The sequence below is a fragment of the Tatumella ptyseos ATCC 33301 genome, assembly GCF_000735525.1.
Taxonomy (GTDB): Bacteria; Pseudomonadota; Gammaproteobacteria; order Enterobacterales; family Enterobacteriaceae; genus Tatumella; species Tatumella ptyseos.
On sequence record NZ_JMPR01000004.1, the window covers coordinates 103,508 to 123,281 of the forward strand.

The following is a 19,774-nucleotide window of genomic DNA, read 5'->3' on the forward strand; positions in this document are numbered from 1 at the left end:
GCTTATCCTGCATAAGCACATTGATAAACTGCTTTATCCGAAATACGTTGCGAATTATCGGCAATATGCATATTCGATCACAAATCCGGGTGGTTAACGTTAACATTTGCGAATAACATCACAAAAAGCACACTCAGCGGCTTTATCTTTGTCATGGTTAACGTTAACAATCAGGTGAATTTACTGAATCAGGATAATGAATATGACTCAATCCCGTCCGGATAAGGCGCAGAAGGCGCTTGAAGAGCTTTGCTGCCGTCGCGGTGACACCTTTTACCCGCATTACCACCTCGCCCCCCGGGCGGGATGGATGAATGACCCCAACGGACTGATCTGGTTTAACGACCGCTACCACGCGTTTTATCAGCATAATCCGTTAAATGAGAACTGGGGAACTATCCACTGGGGACATGCGACCAGCAAAGATATGGTGCACTGGCATCATGAACCTATCGCCCTGGCGCCGGGCGACAATGAAGATAAGGACGGCTGTTTTTCCGGCAGTGCCGTCAACGATAATGGCGTTCTGTCGCTGATCTATACCGGCCATGTCTGGCTGGCAGGGGAAGGCAATGATGCTGAAATCCGTCAGGTACAATGCCTGGCCACCAGCCGGGACGGCGTGCATTTCGAGAAACAGGGGGTTGTGTTAATGCCTCCGGAAGGCATTATGCATTTTCGGGACCCGAAAGTATGGCAGCAGGACGGCAACTGGTGGATGGTGGTCGGGGCAAAAACCCCGGACAATACCGGGCAGATCCTGCTTTACCGTGGCCGTTCGTTACGTGAATGGACCTTTGATCGCGTGCTCGGTCAGGCCGGTGACGGTGAAACCTATATGTGGGAATGTCCGGATCTTTTCGGACTCGGAAAACACCATTATATGATGTTTTCCCCCCAGGGGATGTCGCCGGAAGGTTACCAGAAACGTAACCTGTTCCAGAGCGGGATCATCCCGGGTCAATGGTCTCCGGGGAGTGATTTTATCCCCTCAGGCCCTTTTACCGAACTTGATAATGGCCATGATTTTTACGCCCCGCAAAGCTTTACGGCCAGTGACGGCAGACGTGTAATTATTGGCTGGATGGATATGTGGGGAGCTGTTATGCCTTCCAAAAAGGAAGGCTGGTCCGGCTGCCTGACGCTGGCCCGTGAACTCTCCGAACGTGAAGGTAAACTGATCCAGCGCCCGGTGCGGGAAGCCGAAACGCTGCGCGGGCCACATCAGGGGATCGCCGCCGGGGAAATCACCGAAACGTGCGTATTACATGAGAACGCACAGGCGGTGGAAGTCACGCTGGAGTGGGATCTGCGGAAAAGCGATGCCGAACATTACGGACTCAGGCTCGGGAGCAGCCTGCAGTTATATGTCGATAATCAGGCGGGCCGGCTGATACTCTGGCGTCACAGCCCGGAAGAGCATATTGATGGGTATCGCAGTATTGCGTTACCTCCGGAGGAGTCGCTGTCCCTGAGGATTTTTCTGGACATGTCTTCCGCAGAAGTCTTCGTCAATGATGGCGAAGCAGTGCTCAGTAGCCGGATCTATCCGCGGCCCGGAGAGCGACAACTTACCCTCTACGCTGCCGGTGGTAAGGCCGGGCTGATGACGGGCGCTCTCTGGTCACTGCGTTAACCCTCCTCAGGCGGAATAGCGGAGCAGCTGCGGGCAATGAAGGCGCTTGCGGCTGCCCTCGCTACGTCCTGAGGGATACGGATCCCTTTCGCCAGCAGCACCTGTAACACGCGGTCCCGGGTGTCCGCCCGGACAGAAACAGAGTTATTCATCACCCGGGAAACGGTCATCATTGAGACGCCCGCAAGACGCGCAAACATCTTTCAGTGAAGTCATATTTTACCCGCTGACCGCAAAAACGGTACTGTAGCAATCCCCTCCCATCCTGTCCCTGCGCTATCCCTGAACCGGGAGATTGCTCTCTGTCCCGGCAAAGAGGCTGGCTTACGGCGTTTAAACAACCCCACGACAGATGATGGATTCAGACAGAGAAAAGCGGTAAAAGGTACCTGTTACATTATCTCTATGAAATAGCTGGGAAAACTAATATCCGGAAGCCTTATTATATTCTCACATCTTATCCATGGAGCAGATGATCCCCCGATAAGAAATAGCCGGTATTAAGCAATATAAACCGATATGTTAAACGTCTTTTTAAGTCGCCATCATGACAATTTCGGTGACACTTTTTAAAAATACGGCGAAGCTCGATGGCCTGCCAGGTGGCTGTCCCTGCTGCGAGGAATGATATACAGACCCGGCATTGGAACAGATATGATTTAATCCGGACCTTGACTCCGCACACGACAATTATCCGCCGAATTCACTGATGTTTGCGTCATTTTAAGGCCAATGAATGATTGTTCTGACGTAGCCTTTCAGATCCCCTTCCCCGGATTTTAAGGGCAGCTTCCCGGAGACAGGTCGGCGGCATCGCTTTCCCCGCCAGTGAGTATGAGTGACCTCATCAGACCCCTTAGAGAAAAGTATTATTCAGACGATAGGCCCGGCGCCAGGCAACCGCTACGCACGGTTCTGTGAAAAAATTACCTTTTCTGACTCCACGGGAAAACCGTTACTGGCTCTGCGCCATGTTGTCAGGCAGCCGGCATCGCATGCTCAGTTAGCAAACAACATATTGCTAAATTATAAAAAAAGTGTCATTTTATAAATGCATTTAAAGCATAAAATGGATATTTACGCTTCATTGACAAGGATATGTCATGATTTTTGGTGCGAATCTGGCGCGATACCGCGCATATCTTACTCTGCTGACATTACTACCGCTGTTTGTGTTTGCAGCCCCGGTACACCCTGTGTCTTTGAAGACACCCGTTCCCGGCTCTCTGCAAGCCCTGAATGCGGGTGACAAGTCATTGACTCATCAGCAGGTGCTGCCTCCATCTGAGCAGTCCCTGACTCCGAATGCACCCGACATTCGCCTTTCTCCGCCTCCCGGCAGAGTTAGCCATATGATTTTCTCTCAGGATCCGTTTGCTATCAGCCCACGCCGGGCGGTACGCAGTTTTAACGGTGAGCGCACGCTGAACGCCGATCGAAGCGGGTGGATACATAATGATATCCTCCGGGCTATGCCGGTTGCTGCACAGCAACGCTATCTGAGCGTTGATTACGGCGAAATGGGTAATAATGGCACACAATATCTGGCAGGTAATCCCCTGGCCGGTGGCGCGATTGGTATTCACGGTTCGGCATTTAAAAAAGGCGATGACCTTTTTTCCGCGGTGCCATTCTACGGACCTGAGGGTTTCGAAACTAACCCTATGTCACTCAGTGCTGACTTCAACCTGTAAGACTAAGGCAGAGATGCAAATCAGACCCTGATTAATGGTTTTTCTTCCTGAATACCCCGGAGGGGATACGGGAATGCTTCACCCATGGGTTTCAACCTGAAACGGTATGAACCCAATATTAACCCACAAAAAATAAAAGGACTTATCTATGAAAGTATTGTTCATGGCTTCTGTATTAACCGCCTGTCTGGGAATGAGTACGCAAGTACTGGCAAGTGATCAGACGGTTTCTTTGGGTTATGCGCACAGTAACATTAACATGGGCATAGACATGGGCATGGAGGGTATAAAAAACCTTAACGGAGTGAATGTAAAATACCGTTATGACTGGGGTTCACCACTGAGTGTGATAAGTTCATTCACGTACCTGAACAGCAATACTAAAAAATCTTTTGATATGGGCGATATTGTTAATATAAATATGGATGTTAAATATTTTTCTCTGTCTGCCGGCCCCGCATACCGGTTAAACTCCTGGCTGAGTGTCTATGGTCTGCTCGGGATTAATTATAATAAATCCCACGCAACTTCTACCTGGGAAAGTATTACCGGCTCGAATCGCAGTACCGATCAAGATCTACAGTCAACCAAAACGTTCCTCATGTATGGTGCTGGTGTGCAAATAAACCCGATTGACAACATTGCCATTGATATTGGCTACGAAGCTTCCTCCGTTAATATTAGCGATAAAAAATTCACGACTAATGGTTTCAATATTGGCGTAGGCTATCGGTTCTGATTTGATACATCCCGGTCACTGCCGGGATGTTGATTTTTTTATTCCCTGATTTTATAACCGCCTGATAGCGGGATCAGGGAATACCCTCCTATAAAAACCCCACCGATGCCGGACAGCACTGACTAAAATAACCACTCAGGTTATGAAATGATAATTTTCTCTTAATACCTATGGTTTACGGACTATTGATATTATCAATCCCATAATGAAAGACACATTTTACCCCGGGAATGAAATGATACTTAATAATAAGCAGACACGGGTCGTTTTTAGGAAAAATCGGGTCTTCCATAAAACCTGAAAAGAATATTCCCTTCGCCGGAGCCAATGGCAATCTGAACCGAAAAAATATTTTCTCCCTGCCTCACGGCTAAATAGCTGCGCGGTATAGTCGATCACTTAAAGGGAACTCAGCCCTGATTGTGCGATCTGAATAAATCGCCAAACCAGCCATAATCATCAACCGGACTGAACGATGCCGATCATAAGTGGGTATCCACCTTCATCCCAAAACCGGGGCAGACTGACAACTGCGCGGACAGCAAAAGCGTGTGATCACACCGGGGCTGAAGGAAAAATACGCCCAGGCCAGGGCGCTGCACCGCGGTACTGGCAAAGCCAGCTACGTTGGAGGTAGCTGCAAAAGTTCGGTGTTTTTTATCAGTATGCTTAAAAACTTCAAGGCAGGTTACCCTCGTGCTAAAACGGTCACCCTTAATGTCGATAACTACATCATCCATAAGAGCCGTGGAACACAGCACTGGCTGACAGTAAACCCGAAATTCAGGGTAATTTATCAGCCCGTTAACCCGCCGTGGGTGGATCACGTTAAACGGTTATAGCAGGCTTTGCACGACACGATAACCCGGTATCATCAGTGCCGTCCAATGTGGTAGTTGCTGAGAAAGGTTCACCATTTTGTGGAAATTGTCAGTCCATTCCCCGGAGGCAAACATGGGCTGGCAAATGTGAAGCGATATCAGCCGCAGCTATTCAGGTAATACAGGGCTGTTTTCCACTCAGATTGAGCATTGCTGATCCCCGGAAGACGCGCCCCCGGCCCACAACATCCGGTAAACAGAAGAAGCAGCACGTACAGCGGCAGGAAACAGAAATAAGCAGCCCGATGAAAAAATACTCTTTTCTGTTCCCTCTCTGAACCATTACAGGTCAGGCATATATCAATTAATTATGTGAAGCGCCCTGTATATTAAAAAAACTGCTCATTGCTAACTTCTGCAATAAGTGCCATTTTATGAATGTATTTAAAGCATAAATGGATATTTACGCTTCATTGACAAGGATATGTCATGATTTTTACGCTAAATGCGGCACGATGCCGCGCTTATCTTATTCTGCTGATCCTCTTACCGCTGCCGTTACTGGCCTTGCCGGTATTACCCGCACCGGTTCTTCAGCCGCCCGTCCCCGGGTCACCGCCCGCATTGAACACGGGTGACAGACAATGGATCCATCAGCAGGAGCAACAGCGGGCATTAGAGCAGCGTCTGACCCCGACGGTCCCCGATGTTCGCCTGTCTCCGTCTGCCGGCCGTCACGGGCGGATAATTTTTCCGCAGGAAACCCCGTGTTTTACTCTTTCCCGGGTCACTCTTTCGGGCACTGATACCCTGCTGCACTGGTTACCGTTGCAACGTCTCAGCCACCAGGCGATCGGTCACTGTCTGGGCGCAAAAGGCATCAACCTGCTGATGAGCACATTGCAAAACCGTCTGGTGGATCACGGCTATATCACGACCCGCGTGCTGGCCCCGCCGCAGGATCTCACCGGCGGCGAACTGAAGCTAAGAGTGATCCCGGGGGCTATCCGCCAGCTCACACTGACACCGGACAGCGGCCACTACGTTACGCTGTATAACGCATTCCCCGTCCGCAACGGTACTCTTCTGGATCTGCGCGACATCGAACAGGGGCTGGAGAATTTACAGCGGTTGCCTTCGGTGCAGGCCAGCATGGAAATCCTGCCTGGCGGTCAGCCAGGTGAGAGTGATATTGCCCTGCACTGGCAGCAACGGCGTCTGTGGCGGGTTGCCGCTTCGCTGGATGACTCCGGAACCCGTAGTACCGGCCGTTATCAGGGGGGGCTGACACTGTTTCTGGATAACCCCTTTTCGCTCAGCGATTTAGCCTATATTTCCGCCAGCAGCAGTCTGGACAGTCAACGCGGAAAAGGTTCGGGGAATATCACCGGCCACTATTCGGTTCCTGCCGGTTACTGGATGTCGGGCATCACCGCCAACCGTTATCGCTATCACCAGACGGTCGCCGGCCTGAACAGTGATTATCGTTACAGCGGAATAAGCAGCAATATCGATTTCCGGGTCAGCCGTGTGCTGCATCGTAACGGCAGTCAGAAAACCACCCTGACTTACGATGTGCTGGCCCGCGAATCGAAAAACTATATCAACGATACCGAAGTTGAAGTGCAGCGGCGGTATACCGCCGCCTGGCGTATCGGGCTGCAACATCGCCATTATATTGCCCGGGCCACGCTGGATGCAGGTATCAGTTATCAGCGAGGTACCCGCTGGTTCGGCGCCCTGCCTGCTCCGGAAGAAAATTTCGGGGATGCCACGGCATTGAGCAAAATTATCCGCATATCGTCTCAGCTCGATCTCCCCTTCACACTGGCGAAGCAGAAACTCCGTTATAACCTACAATACCAGCGCCAGTTCAGCACCACCCCGCTGACGCCACAGGATCAGTTTGCTATCGGTAACCGCTGGACAGTGCGCGGTTTTGACGGTGAGCGTTCGCTGAATGCCGATCGCGGCTGGTTCGTGCGCAATGAAATCGCCCTGGCGACACCGGTCCCGCTGCAGGAACTCTATCTGGGCGTTGATTACGGTGAAACGGGGGGCAATGGCACGCAAAATCTGGTAGGTAACCATCTGGCCGGGGGCGCCCTCGGTATCCGCGGCTCGGCATTTAACACCGGTTATGACCTGTTTGCCGCCGTGCCGTTCTCCAAACCTGAAGGTTTCAAAACCAGCCCGGTATCGCTCGGTTTTAACCTTAACTGGCAGTACTGAGAGGCAGAGATGAAGACCGGTCCTTATGATGTGCATTCACCGATGATCATCGGCGGGGAAATGAGCGAGGCAGAAGCTTTCGGCGCTGCCGTCTGGCTGTGGATGCACTCACCGCAGCATCGGGATCTGCCGATCCATGCACTACCGACGGTGCTGCTGCCGCTAATTAATCGCCAGCAGTATGTACTGGTCAGTCGCGGCACAACGCCACGGGTGTTTATGAGCTGGATGTGGCTGGACGATATCGCCGAACGGCGCTATCTGTCACAACCGGCGATCATGGTGCAGGAGCGGGACTGGGCCAGCGGCGAAAGAATGTGGATCCGCGACTGGATAGCCCCTTTTGGCGACACCCTGTCCATGCGCGATCTGTTCGGCAGGATACTTTTTCCTGAACGCTGCGCACGCGCGCTTTATCACCGCGGAGCCGAAAAAGGCCCGCGGGTGATCAATTTTAAAGGAGACCAGGTCAGCCACCAGCAGGCCATCGCCTGGCGTGAGGCGAACCCGTTAATGGTCCCTCTTCCTGAATTCCCGAACGGTCAACGGGAATACCTTACCCGCGGGTTTCAGCCTGACAAGGCCGTCACCCGGGACTAACCCTCAACAATAAAAGGACTTAACGATGAAAGTATTATTAACTGCTTCCATACTCGCTGCCTGTCTGGGCCTGAGTATGCCAGTGCTGGCAAATGAGCAGACCGTATCTCTGGGCTATGCGCACAGTAAAATACAGGATGCAAAAGGCCTGAACGGGGTGAATATAAAATACCGCTATGAGTGGAATTCACCGCTGAGTGTTATCGGCTCATTTACTTATATGACCAGCAAGGCTGAATATTCTCCCTCCGGGTCCAAAGATATTATTCATAACAAAGCAGATATTAATTACTTTTCTCTGTCTGCCGGCCCTGCTTACCGGTTTAACGCGCTGGTGAGTGTTTATGGCCTGCTGGGTATCAATGTCGACCGGGCCAAATACTCGTCTTCCTGGCTGAATTATGAATCCGGTTCTTACCGTGATATGGGCACAGAATATGGCCGGAAGACTAAAGCCGCCTTTATGTATGGGGCTGGCATACAGATTAACCCGGTTAACAACGTTGCGATTGATATTGGCTACGAAGGTACCAGCATCAATGACGATTATAAAAACCATGCCATTAACGGTTTCAATATCGGCATAGGCTACCGCTTCTGACCTGAGGCATCCCGGTGGATGCCGGGATGTTGCGTTGTATTTTCTTATTCCCTGGCAACACCGTGCGCTGGCGGTATCAGGGAATAAGAAAATAGTCATTACGCTGCACACAGTTATTTTATAGCAAGGATGCTGTCATGAATAAGAATCTCTACCGTATTGTTTTCAACAAAGCACGCGGTTTGCTGATGGTTGTGCCGGATATTGCAGGTTCAGGCCGCGCAGGAACGTCGTCGCCTTCCGCCCGCCCCCGCCCTGCCCTCAGGCAGATAACAGGAAAACTGCACCGCCTGTGTTTTGCCTTGCTGCTGGCTCAGGGGGCGGTCCAGCCCGTTCAGGCGGGGATCGTCGCGGATGGCCATGCCCCGGGCAGTCAGCAGCCGACCATAATCAACACCGCTAACGGTACACCGCAGGTCAATATACAGACCCCGGGTGCAGGCGGTGTATCACGCAACGTTTATCGTCAGTTTGATGTGGACAGTAAAGGCGTGGTGCTCAATAACTCACACGCCAGCACCCAAACGCAAATAGCCGGCATGGTTAACGGCAATCCGTGGCTGGCAAGAGGCGAAGCGAAGATCATCCTCAATGAAGTGAATGCGCGCGACCCCAGTCAGCTCAACGGGTTTATTGAAGTCGCCGGGCGTAAGGCGCAGGTGGTCATCGCCAACCCTGCGGGGATCACCTGTGACGGGTGCGGCTTTATTAACGCTAACCGCGCCACCCTGACCACCGGTCAGGTGCTGATGGAGAAAGGGCAGCTGACGGGGTATGACGTTAACCGGGGCGAGATTGTTATTCAGGGCTACGGGCTGGACAGCAGCCGTCAGGATAGCACTGACCTGATCTCCCGCGCCGTAAAAGTGAACGCCGGGATTTGGGCGAAGGCACTGAACGTGACGACCGGGCGTAATCAGGTCGATGCCGCACACCAGCGCATTGATAAAAAAACCGATGACGGCAGCCTCCGGCCACTGCTGGCGGTGGATGTTTCACAGCTGGGCGGGATGTATGCCCAAAAAATTCGCCTGCTGGGCACCGAATCCGGCGTGGGTGTGCATAATGCGGGGGCACTGGGTGCGGCAGCCGGTGATGTTGTCATCAATGCCGATGGCACCCTGACTAACAGCGGCTCCATCAACGCGTCGCAGAATGTGCAACTGGCATCATCGGCGACGCTGATGAATCAGGGAACCGTCTATGCCGCAGGCCGGACGGACATCACCAGTCAGGCCAGCCTGAGTAATACCGGCATTATCGCCGCAGGGGCGGATACCCGCATTGTGGCTGCCGGGATCCACAGCGGGAAGAAAAGCGTACTCGCCGCCGGGATCGCCGGTGACGGTACCCTCGGTTCCTCCGGAGAGTTAACGCTGACCAGCCACGGCGAATTACAGGCCAGCGGACAGAATATAGCTGCCGGCAAACTGACCGCCAGTGCCACATCACTCGATATCGCAGGCAGCCAGACCTATGGCGACAGCCTGTTATTGCAGGCCAGTGAGGGAGATATCCTTACCACTGACGCCCGTCTTTCCGCCACCCATCAGCTGACGGCCAGCACCCGGGGAACGCTTAACAACGACGGTGGTACGCTCGCCGCGGGTCAGCTTCACCTGACAGCCAACCGGCTATCCAACCGGAAAGGGACTGTGCAGCAAACGGGAACCGGGGATCTGCAGCTGGTACATGCCGGAGGCATTGATAACCGCGAAGGCAACCTCGCCACTAACAGCCGCAACCTGATCTTAACCAGCGGGACGCTGGACAATCAGCAGGGGACGATTTTACATGCCGGTGACGGCCAGCTGATGATCACCACCGGCCGGACAGACGGCGAACATGGGAAGATCATCAGTAACGGGGCATTGAGTCTGAGCGGGTCGGTACTCGGCCTGGATAACGCGCTGACCCGGGCGGCGGGGATTACGCTCAGTGCCGATGCGCTATCACACCATTCAGGCCGGATGATACAAAGTGGTAACGGGCTGATGCGCCTGGAGATCACCGGCCGGTTCGATAACCAGCATGGTGAAGTGTTTTCAAAAGGCGCTCTGTCGCTGACCGCGGCAGCACTGGATAACCGGCAGGGACAACTGATCGCCACCAGTGACACGACTCTGCAACTGCTCCCCGGCGGAGAACTGAATAACCGTGCCGGTATTATCGCCGCCGGGAGAGAGTTAACCTCACTGAGCGATGCGGTGGATAACCGCGGCGGCCTGATCCAGTCAGGCGCAGCATTAACGCTTAACAGCCGGGGCCACGCCCTGCTCAATGCTGACAGCGGGGATCAGGGGGGTATTATCAGTGACGCCAGCATAAAACTCATCACCGGAGATATCGATAACCATAACGGCCTTATTGCGGCGAAATCACTGACCGCCACCAGCGGGGCTGTTAACAATCAGGCCGGAAAATGGCTGACCCAACAGGCGTTGTCGCTGAACAGCGGTGCCCTGAACAATCAGGGCGGCCTGCTGCAATCCGGTGGAAATCTGAATCTGACGACCCATAACCAGCCTGTCGATAATCACTCTGCCGGGCAGATGATTGCGACCGGGGAACTGGCTATTCATAGTGGTGAGCTGGACAACCGCCACGGTAACATCCTGAGTGGCGGCGATGCCTCCCTGCAAACCTCTTCGCTCAATAATAACGATGGCCAGCTCTCAGCACAGGGCCACCTTTCGCTCTCCGGGCGGAGCATACAAAACAATGACGGCGGCCTGATCCGCAGTGCTAAGGACCTGCTGATTGATACCCACGGGGCATTACTGAGTAATCAGCGCAGCGGTGACACTGGCGGTATCATCAGCCAGGGGAACCTGACTCTGAATACCGGTGCGCTGGAAAATACGAAAGGCACAACCATCAGCAGCCGTGACATGACGCTGACTACCGCGACCGTGGATAATCAGCAGGGATTACTGGCCTCCGGTGAAGCGATGACAGTCATCACCGGCGTAGCCGGTAACCCACCGCAGGGCCTGCCTGCCGGTCAGGCGTCACCGGAGTTGACGCTTTCGTCACTCGATAACCGTCAGGGGCAAATTCGCTCACTGGGGGATATGGTGCTCAGTGTGGCGCAATCGGTGCTGGATAATAGTGCGGGGCTGATACAGGGAGCGGTTAATGTCACCCTTAATGCCTTGCAGGTGCTTAATCAGAATACCCGGGAGGCCGGGCTGGGGATCCGCGCGGAGACACTGACCCTTAAGGCCGGCGACCTGGATAACAGCAACGGGCAGATCCTGACCCGCGATGCTATGGGGCTGACGCTTAGCAACGTGCTGAATAACCACGCCGGTCTGCTGAGTGCACAACAGAGCCTCAGCGCGCAGGCCCGGCAAATCATCAACCGCGACGGTGAGGCTGAGGCGGGCAAACAGCTGACGATGACCGCCGATACCCTGACCGGCGACGGCCACCTGCTCTCGCTGGGTGACCTGACACTTAACCTGACGCAGACCTTTATGAATACCGGTACCGTCGAGGCAAGTGGTGACCTTAACCTGACCACCGGGGGGAACCTGACGAATGCGTCGCTGATGCGGGCGGGTAATGCCCTGACGCTGACGGCGAACGATATCGTCAATGATGCAGCGGCGGAAATCAACGCCGGTACCACGCAACTGAATGCAAAGCAGAGCCTGACAAACTATGGTCTGATTGACGGGGTTTACACCCGGATCAACGGACAGACCGTCAGTAATACCGGCAGCGGTCGACTCTACGGGGATGTGCTGGCCATCGGTGCCGGTACGCTCAACAACCTTGGGCAGAAGGGACAGGCGGCCACCCTCGCGGCGCGGCAACGGCTGGATATCGGAGCCACCACCATTAATAACCGCGATCATTCCCTGATCTACAGCGACGGGGAGATGGCCATCGGCGGTGCCCTCAATGCCGACGGACAGGCGACCGGCCAGGCTGCGGTGCTGAATAACCACAGTGCGACGATCGAATCTGCCGGGGATATGACCCTGAACATTGCCGGCATCAACAATATCAACGACCACCTGACGCTGGAAAAAGTACTGGTTTCTCAGGAAGCGATTTCTGAGTACGAGGTCTCACGCCTGCACAATGGCGTTCGCTATAACGATAAAGATTACACCATCTATATTTATCAGGATGAGGTTAATACTCTTTGTATTGAAGGGGTTATCTGTAACACCACCGACGGGGACCGCTTTACCCATTTCACTTACACCCGCACCATTACGGAAGACCGGATCAAAGAGAGCGACCCGGCGAACATCCTCTCCGGGGGGAACCTCAGCATCAATGCCGGACAGGTACTCAATGACAAGAGCCGGATTGTCGCCGGTGGCGCGCTGGCACTGCAGGGAAGTACTCTCAATAACGTGGACGCCGAAGGCCACCGGGAGATAACCGATGCCGGTAAAGCCATTTTTTACTACCGCCATCAGCAAAAACACGGTGATTCCTCCAGGGTGGATGTCTCGGATTATCTGCCCCCGGCGATCATTCAGGCCATTACCCTGAAACCCGGTACGGTAGAGGAATATACCCACGGGCAAGGCAGCGGCCTGAATGTGACTGACCATCAGGGCAGCGAGATCAGCGGCGAACTCCGGCAGGCAGATGAGCTGACTCCCCTGCCCGGGGCAGACAGTGTCAATCCCGGGGTACCGGGTGCAGTGCCCCTGCCCGCCGGTAAAACGTTCGAGGTGACGACAGAATCACCGGGCAGCGTGATCCGCGGGGTCGGTCCCGACACCCGCCTGCCGGATAACAGCCTGTTCCGCACCCATCCTGAAAATAACAGCCCGTTTCTGGTGGAAACCGATCCGCGCTTTACCGATAAGAAAAAATGGCTGGGTTCCGATTACATGATGGATGCCTTCACCCGCAACCCTGACAATGTGCTGAAACGCCTGGGCGATGGTTATTATGAACAGCGGCTTATCCGTGAGCAGATCCTTGCCCTGACGGGACAGCGCTATCTTCAGGGGGCGAAAAATGATGAAGAGCAGTACAAAGCGCTGATGAACGAAGGTATCGCCTTCGGTCAGAAGTATCACCTGACCCCCGGCGTTGCCCTGTCCGCAGAGCAGATGAAGCTGATAACCGGCAATATGGTCTGGCTGGTGACGCAAACCGTTCAGCTTGCCGATGGCAGTACGCAGCAGGTGCTGGTGCCGCAGGTGTATGCACGGCTGCAGGCGGGTGACCTGGACGGCAGTGGCGCACTGCTGGCCGGTCAAAACGTCAGCCTGACGCTGAGCGGTGACCTGAACAACAGCGGACAGATCACCGCTCAGCAAAATACCCGAATGCTGGCGGAGAATATCATTCAACAGGGCGGGCTGATTCAGGGGAATGCTGTCGCGGTGCAGGCCCGTACCGATATCAGCAATACGGGCGGCCTGTTCTCGGGCAACCAGACCCTCTCTCTGCTTGCCGGGCGGGACATTAACGCCCTTACCACCACGCGCAGCGCAGAAAGTGCCGGGGGTGATTTTGTCCGGACCACGATTGACCGGGTGGCCGGTTTCAGTGTTCAGCATCCGGAGGGGGCGATGGTATTACAAGCCGGTCGAGATGTCAGCCTGACCGCCGCGCAGGTGAGTCACCAGGGGGATGGCGGTAGTACGTCGATTATCGCCGGTCGGGACATTAGTCTGAACACGGTGACCACCGGCAGCACAGATAACCTTCAGTGGGGGGAGAACTGGCTGCACCAGTCCGCCAGTCAGCAGACAGGCAGTGAGGTAGCCGGTAGCGGGGATATCCGCATGGATGCCGGCAGGAATATCGATGTGACCGCCGGGAAATTATCCGCCGGGCAACAGCTCAGCCTGACGGCCGGTGATGACATCAGCCTCCGCCACGGCACCGATACCGAAACGTTTGATCAGCACTTTAAAGCCACCGGTAACCGCGGCCTGATGTCCAAAACCACCACCGAAGTGCGGGACAGTTTCAGCAACCAGACCGTCGGGGGCAGCCAGCTGGAGGGTGGGCGTATCAGCCTGAGCGCCGGGCATGACCTGACGGTCACCGGCAGCAGTGTGGCGGGTACGCAGGACGTCAGTCTGACTGCAGGGAATGATCTGAATATTCTGGCGGCAGCCACAGAGCACCAGGAATCGCATTTCTACAGCGAGAAAAAATCTGGCCTTTCCGGCACGGGCGGCATCGGCGTAAGCCTCGGCACCCGCAGCCTGAAAACCACCGATGACGGCAACACCCTGAGCAGCACGGGCAGTACCGTCGGCAGTACCCGGGGCAGCGTTACTCTGACGGCAGGAAGCGGGCTGACCACGCAAGGTTCAGACGTGCTGGCAGCCAGCGATGTGAATCTGACCGGTAAACACGTCAGCCTGCTGGCGGCAGATCACCAGAGCTCGCAAACGCACACCACAGAACAGAAACAGAGTGGCCTGACGCTGGCACTTTCCGGGACAGTCGGCAGCGCGATAAATACTGCAGTGTCTGCCGCCAGTGATGCCGGTACAGAGAGCAGTGGCAGGCTGGCCGCCCTGCAGGGAATGAAGGCGGCTCTGAGCGGCGTACAGGCGGCGCAGGCCGTTTCGCTGGCTGATGCGACGGGCAGCCGTCCCGGCAGCATGGCAGGCGTTAACCTGTCGTATGGCCGTCAGTCATCAACATCCACACAGACCAGCACGCAGAACCGGAGCCAGGGCAGTACGCTGACCGCAGGGAACAACCTGACGATAAACGCGACCGGCACCGATATTAACGTTCAGGGCAGCCGGTTGCAGGCCGGCAAGGATATGAACCTGGGGGCGGCGAGGGACGTTAACCTCTTTTCTGCGCTGGAAAGCCAGACGCTCGAAGGCAAAAATGAGAGCCACGGCACGTCTGTGGGCGTGGGGATCGATGCCGGTCAGGGCGGTATCGGATTATCGCTTAATGCCAGCGTCAATAAGGGCAAAGGCAGTGAAAGCGGCAACGGCACCCGCCATAATGAAACCGTTATCAATGCCGGCAATCAGCTGACCCTGCGCAGCGGCCGTGACACGACCCTTACCGGAGCGCAGATCGGCGGTGAAAAAGTGACGCTGGACGCAGGGCGTCACCTGACCCTGACCAGCGAGCAGGATACCGATAACTACGATTCGAAACAGCAGAATGCCAGTGCCGGCGGCAGCGTAAGCACCAACGGCCCCGCTATTTCGGTCAACCTGAGCCGCGATAATATGCACAGTACTTACCAAAGCGTGCAGGAACAGACGGGGATCTTCGCCGGTAAGGGGGGCTTTGCTGTCACCGTCGGTGACCATACGCAACTTAACGGCGCGGTGATCGGCTCGACGGCCGATGCCAGCCGTAACAGTCTCGACACCGGCACGTTAGGCTTCACTGATATCAAAAACAGTGCCGGTTACAGCGTTGAGCACCAGAGCATGGGGGTAAACACGGGCGGTAGTGTGGGCGGCCAGTTCGCAGGCAACCTGGCAAACGGCCTGCTGACAGGCGTTAACAGCCGTGGCAACGACAGTTCCACTACCCGGTCGGCGGTATCAGAAGGTACCCTCACCCTGCGGAATAAGGACCATCAGACGCAGGATACGGAGGAACTAAGCCGCGATGTCGCACATGCCAGCCAGACACTCTCCCCCATCTTTGATAAAGAGAAAGAGCAGAATCGGCTGAAAGAAGCGCGACTGATTGGCGAGATTGGCAATCAGGCGGCGGACATTGCGCGGACGCAGGGTCAGATAGCCGGGGAGAAAGCGAAAAAAGACCCGGCAGCCCTTCAGGCCGCCAGAGAACAACTGGCCGGTCAGGGCAATCTCTCCCCTACCGAAAAACAGATAGCCGATCAGGCGTTTAACACCGCGATGTCATCCTACGGCACCGGCAGCGCCCTGCAGCAGGGAATTCAGGCCGCCACCGCCGCGGTCCGGGGGCTGGCCGGAGGTAATATCGGGCAAGCTGTCAGTGGCGCGGCATCGCCGTATCTGGCTGAACAGATCCATAAACTGACCGACGGCAATCCGCAGGCGCAAGCGATAGCCCATGCAGTTGTCGGAGCCGTCACCTCGTATGCGGCCGGTAACAATGCACTGGCCGGTGCCGCAGGCGCAGTCAGCGGAGAGCTGATGGCAAAACAGGTAATGGCTCAGTTATATCCGGGTAAAACGATCAGTGAACTCACGGAAACAGAGAAACAGACGATATCCGCACTCGGCACACTGGCCGCAGGCCTCGCCGGCGGCCTGACCGGCAACAGCACCGCCGACGCGGTTTCCGGTGCTCAGGCGGGTAAAAATGCGGTTGAGAATAACTCGCTGAGTGCAATGGCTGGCTCAGATCTTGGGTTCTGGTTGGGTAAAACACCAGATGCTACGACGGAAGATAAAGCGAAACTGGCTGGTGATATAGCGAAGGGTAATGCAGTTGTCTCCGCAGAACTGGCCGGGACAGTTGGATTGGGTGTGTTGCCAAAAAAAGCGCAAATTACAGCGGTAATCGGTGGTGGCGCTAATACTATTATCCAGTATGTGGTAAATGGTGAAGTAAATTATACCGATGTGTTAATAGCCAGCTGGGTTGGCGCGGCCACATCGAATACCGGGTTATTAGGAACAGTCGGCTGGAATGCAGCGGGAGGCGCAACATCAAACTATATTAAAGGTGATGATCCACTTACTGGTGCTATCAGTAGTAGTGCAGCATCGGGATTAGGATATGGATTGGGTAAGGTTATCCAGGGGCCGCTGGATAAAGTTATCAATCCGAACTGGAAAAACTGGGAATGGGTTGACGTTGGGATGGGGATCAGTAAGCCGTTGCCATTGAATCCAGCACCAGGAGTCATAGGTAATATATTTGGCTCAGGAGCTACCGAAGTAGTTAATGACAGGATAGGAAAAGAATTAAATAAACAAGGAGATAAAAAATGAGTATCTCCAAAAAAAATGGTTTTTACTCTTTTTATATCTCGTCACATCCTTTATCTCAGCTACATCTTTGGGATTCATCCTGATAGAAGCTGTAATTGAAATAAGTTTATCAATCTATTCTGATAGAGTGTTAAATTTTAACAATATTGATTTTATGCAATGTGTGAAAATAGGCATTGGCGGAGGGGGAATAGGTGCTATAGGTTGTTGGCTTATTTATTATTATAATTACAAGCAGCATAATTAGTCCGGCATATCCCAACCCTTGTGGTTGGGATTGTTGTGGAGAATAACTTCCCGGGGGCCACATCGTCCGACAAACTGAATCAGGCCGTGCAAAAAATACAACAAGGCGATAAATCTCTCGCCGCAGCCAACGAACTCATTAAGCTGGAAAACGCCGATAAACGTAGTGATGCCCTGGTTGATAAATTTACCAGAGACCCTTCACAAATGAGTAGTGCTGAGCAGGGTTATCTGCGAGTGTATGCTGCTGAGATGGAGAAGGAATATGGCACGGCGGTATCACAGGAGCTGGTTAAAGATCTGTTATCCGGTCAGGATTATGTGAAACGTAATCCCGACTCTGAGGCGATGTCTAAAGCTCAGACCATTATGAACACCTGGGGATATCATAAATCCAATGCCAGTATCGGAGATGCGCCGCTGATGTTTGGGAGTAGCGTGTTGGGCACCACGATAAAAGAGGGAATGGCGCTTAATGCGGCCATAGGTGCGGGGGTGAATGCCGGTGTTCAGCTTACCGGAAATGATCCTTTCAGTTATGTCGATGTGATTATGGCCGGGATAACCTCAGCAGCAACGACCGGAAAAGGTATAGGAACATCTGCTGCAATCAATATGGGCGGTGCTGCGATAGGGAGTGGAATTAAGGGGGAAGATCCTACTAATTCTACTCTTGGCGCAGGTTTTGGTAGTGTATCAGGAGGTGTCGCTGGAAAAATTGTATCAGAAATAATGAAGCCAGCGGTTAAAGAAACGGTTTCTGACGTAGCTGAAGCTGCTATCGGTTCCCTTACATCTGAAGTGGCTGGTAATAAAGTTAAAGATCAGTTAGATCAACAAGAAGGAATAAATAATGAGATTCAAAAAAATTAATCTCCCGTTTTTTTATTTTTCTCATTATTTATTGGGTAGCTGCAATTTTTTTAATAATTTTTTTATTGAGTCTAAGTATTACTGTTATTTTCTACTTGAAAACTGGTAATGAGTTTAATTTTCATTTCTTACAAGAGTCGATTTATGCACTACGTAGGGCATTACCCGGAGGACTCATTCTCGGGAGCGGCCTCTGGTTAAAATCATGGCTACTCGAACGAAAGAATAAAAAATTTACAAATAAGTAAACTACCAATCCCGACCTCATCGTCAGGTCGGGATTGAGTTATGGTGGAGAATAATTATCTAAGCTCAACAGAGGCGCGTCAGCTTGATAAAGAAATGCAGGACTGTAAGGCATCCGGGGGCGATTGCGTTAAAGTTGCTGAGAAATATATCGAAATCAGCAACAAAAACAGTAAAGAGCTACAGGAAGCCTGTACCGGCGGCGGTGTTGCCTGCATAACCTGGCAGGAACTGATTCAGGGCGCGACCAATGTAGCGAATGATGCGGACCCGTCACAAATCCGGCTGGATGAAAAACTTAAAGATCCGACAGCAGCAGCCCTGGTGAATTATCTGAATGGGACGGACCTTCAATTTCTGCAAGACAATATCACGACCGGTGATCGGGTTATGGATCCGATTTCCTGGCCTGTCGCGATAATGGATGGTAAGGCAATCATAACCAATGCGGTGAATAATACCAAAGAGCAGCTTATTGCGGTTGGAGTTGGTGCTGGATTGGGGGCAGGTATTCAATACGGCACAACAGGTGAAGTGAAACTTTCAGACCTAATCGGGTCCGTAGTTGTTGGAGGAATCACTGCAGGTAAAGGTTATAATCCAACGGTCACATGGAATGCCGCAGGTGGTTATTACCAGGCAGAGATCAGCGGTAACGATCCGTTTATGGCGGCATTAGTGAGTAAGGCCGGTGCTTCCGCTGGTTATGCTGCGGGTAATGTTCTAAAAGTGCCGTTTGATAAAAAATTGAATCCAATATCAAAGCAATATGAGTGGGTCCCAACAGGAGTCTGGACAATAACTAAACCAGCTCCCCAACATCCACTGCCATCAATAATAGGTAATATTGGCGACTCTGCTGTATCAGGTATGATTCAGGATAAGCTGAAAGATAGCGGAGGTGAGTGATGAGAAATAGCACCAAGTCATTAATTAACCTTTTATATTTATGCAGCTCAATGAGTCTGGTGTTGTTTGTTCTGACAATGTTTGGCCGTCTATTAGGAGCATGGTTGGCTTGGGATATGAATGATAATTTTCCATTTTCATCGGAAGATTTATTTACTTGTCTCAAATTAACCTGGATGGGTCCCCCTGCTGGTTTTATGTTTTGGTATTTCTATTATCGATGAGTCTTTGTATATCCCAGCCCAAAGGCTGGGATTTTACTTTATAACCA

The 19,774-nt window shown here is 53.2% G+C and carries 9 protein-coding genes and 3 pseudogenes; 11 read left to right on the top strand and 1 reads right to left on the bottom strand.

Features of this window, described 5'->3' with window-relative positions; genetic code table 11:
• Positions 1-202 precede the first annotated feature (202 nt).
• Positions 203-1,636 (top strand): glycoside hydrolase family 32 protein, encoded by a 1,434-nt coding sequence (locus GTPT_RS00560; RefSeq protein ID WP_029989623.1) that lies wholly within the window; start codon positions 203-205, stop codon positions 1,634-1,636.
• A gap of 95 nt (positions 1,637-1,731) precedes the next feature.
• Here GTPT_RS00560 and GTPT_RS17745 read toward each other — a convergent pair.
• Positions 1,732-1,852, bottom strand: a pseudogene (locus GTPT_RS17745) (LacI family DNA-binding transcriptional regulator); the annotation flags it as partial.
• A gap of 887 nt (positions 1,853-2,739) precedes the next feature.
• Between GTPT_RS17745 and GTPT_RS00575 the strand changes: the two are divergent.
• The 10 genes and pseudogenes from GTPT_RS00575 (at position 2,740) to GTPT_RS17750 (ending at position 19,503) form a co-directional block, all read left to right on the top strand.
• Positions 2,740-3,330 (top strand): ShlB/FhaC/HecB family hemolysin secretion/activation protein, encoded by a 591-nt coding sequence (locus GTPT_RS00575; RefSeq protein ID WP_025903939.1) that lies wholly within the window; start codon positions 2,740-2,742, stop codon positions 3,328-3,330.
• A 148-nt stretch (positions 3,331-3,478) separates the two neighbouring features.
• Positions 3,479-4,069, top strand: coding sequence for an Ail/Lom family outer membrane beta-barrel protein (locus GTPT_RS00580; RefSeq protein WP_029989625.1), 591 nt, complete (start codon positions 3,479-3,481; stop codon positions 4,067-4,069).
• 488 nt (positions 4,070-4,557) lie between these two features.
• Positions 4,558-5,070, top strand: a pseudogene (locus GTPT_RS00585) (transposase); the annotation flags it as partial.
• A gap of 309 nt (positions 5,071-5,379) precedes the next feature.
• Positions 5,380-5,880 (top strand): annotated as a pseudogene (locus GTPT_RS18010) (POTRA domain-containing protein); the annotation flags it as partial.
• A gap of 162 nt (positions 5,881-6,042) precedes the next feature.
• Positions 6,043-7,122, top strand: coding sequence for a ShlB/FhaC/HecB family hemolysin secretion/activation protein (locus GTPT_RS18015; protein ID WP_422396447.1), 1,080 nt, complete (start codon positions 6,043-6,045; stop codon positions 7,120-7,122).
• 9 nt (positions 7,123-7,131) lie between these two features.
• Complete coding sequence (locus tag GTPT_RS00595; RefSeq protein WP_071780091.1) at positions 7,132-7,722, top strand: toxin-activating lysine-acyltransferase; 591 nt, start codon at positions 7,132-7,134, stop codon at positions 7,720-7,722.
• Positions 7,723-7,747: 25 nt separating this feature from the next.
• Positions 7,748-8,323 carry an Ail/Lom family outer membrane beta-barrel protein gene (locus tag GTPT_RS00600; RefSeq protein ID WP_029989630.1) on the top strand — a complete coding sequence of 192 codons (576 nt, stop codon included), beginning with the start codon at positions 7,748-7,750 and terminating at the stop codon, positions 8,321-8,323.
• Positions 8,324-8,460: 137 nt separating this feature from the next.
• Entirely contained in the window at positions 8,461-17,229 is an 8,769-nt protein-coding gene (locus GTPT_RS00605) for a hemagglutinin repeat-containing protein (RefSeq protein WP_029989631.1), read from the top strand.
• A 333-nt stretch (positions 17,230-17,562) separates the two neighbouring features.
• Positions 17,563-18,348 carry a hypothetical protein gene (locus GTPT_RS00610; RefSeq protein ID WP_241964867.1) on the top strand — a complete coding sequence of 262 codons (786 nt, stop codon included), beginning with the start codon at positions 17,563-17,565 and terminating at the stop codon, positions 18,346-18,348.
• Positions 18,349-18,636: 288 nt separating this feature from the next.
• Positions 18,637-19,503 carry a hypothetical protein gene (locus GTPT_RS17750; RefSeq protein ID WP_241964866.1) on the top strand — a complete coding sequence of 289 codons (867 nt, stop codon included), beginning with the start codon at positions 18,637-18,639 and terminating at the stop codon, positions 19,501-19,503.
• Positions 19,504-19,774: the final 271 nt, after the last annotated feature.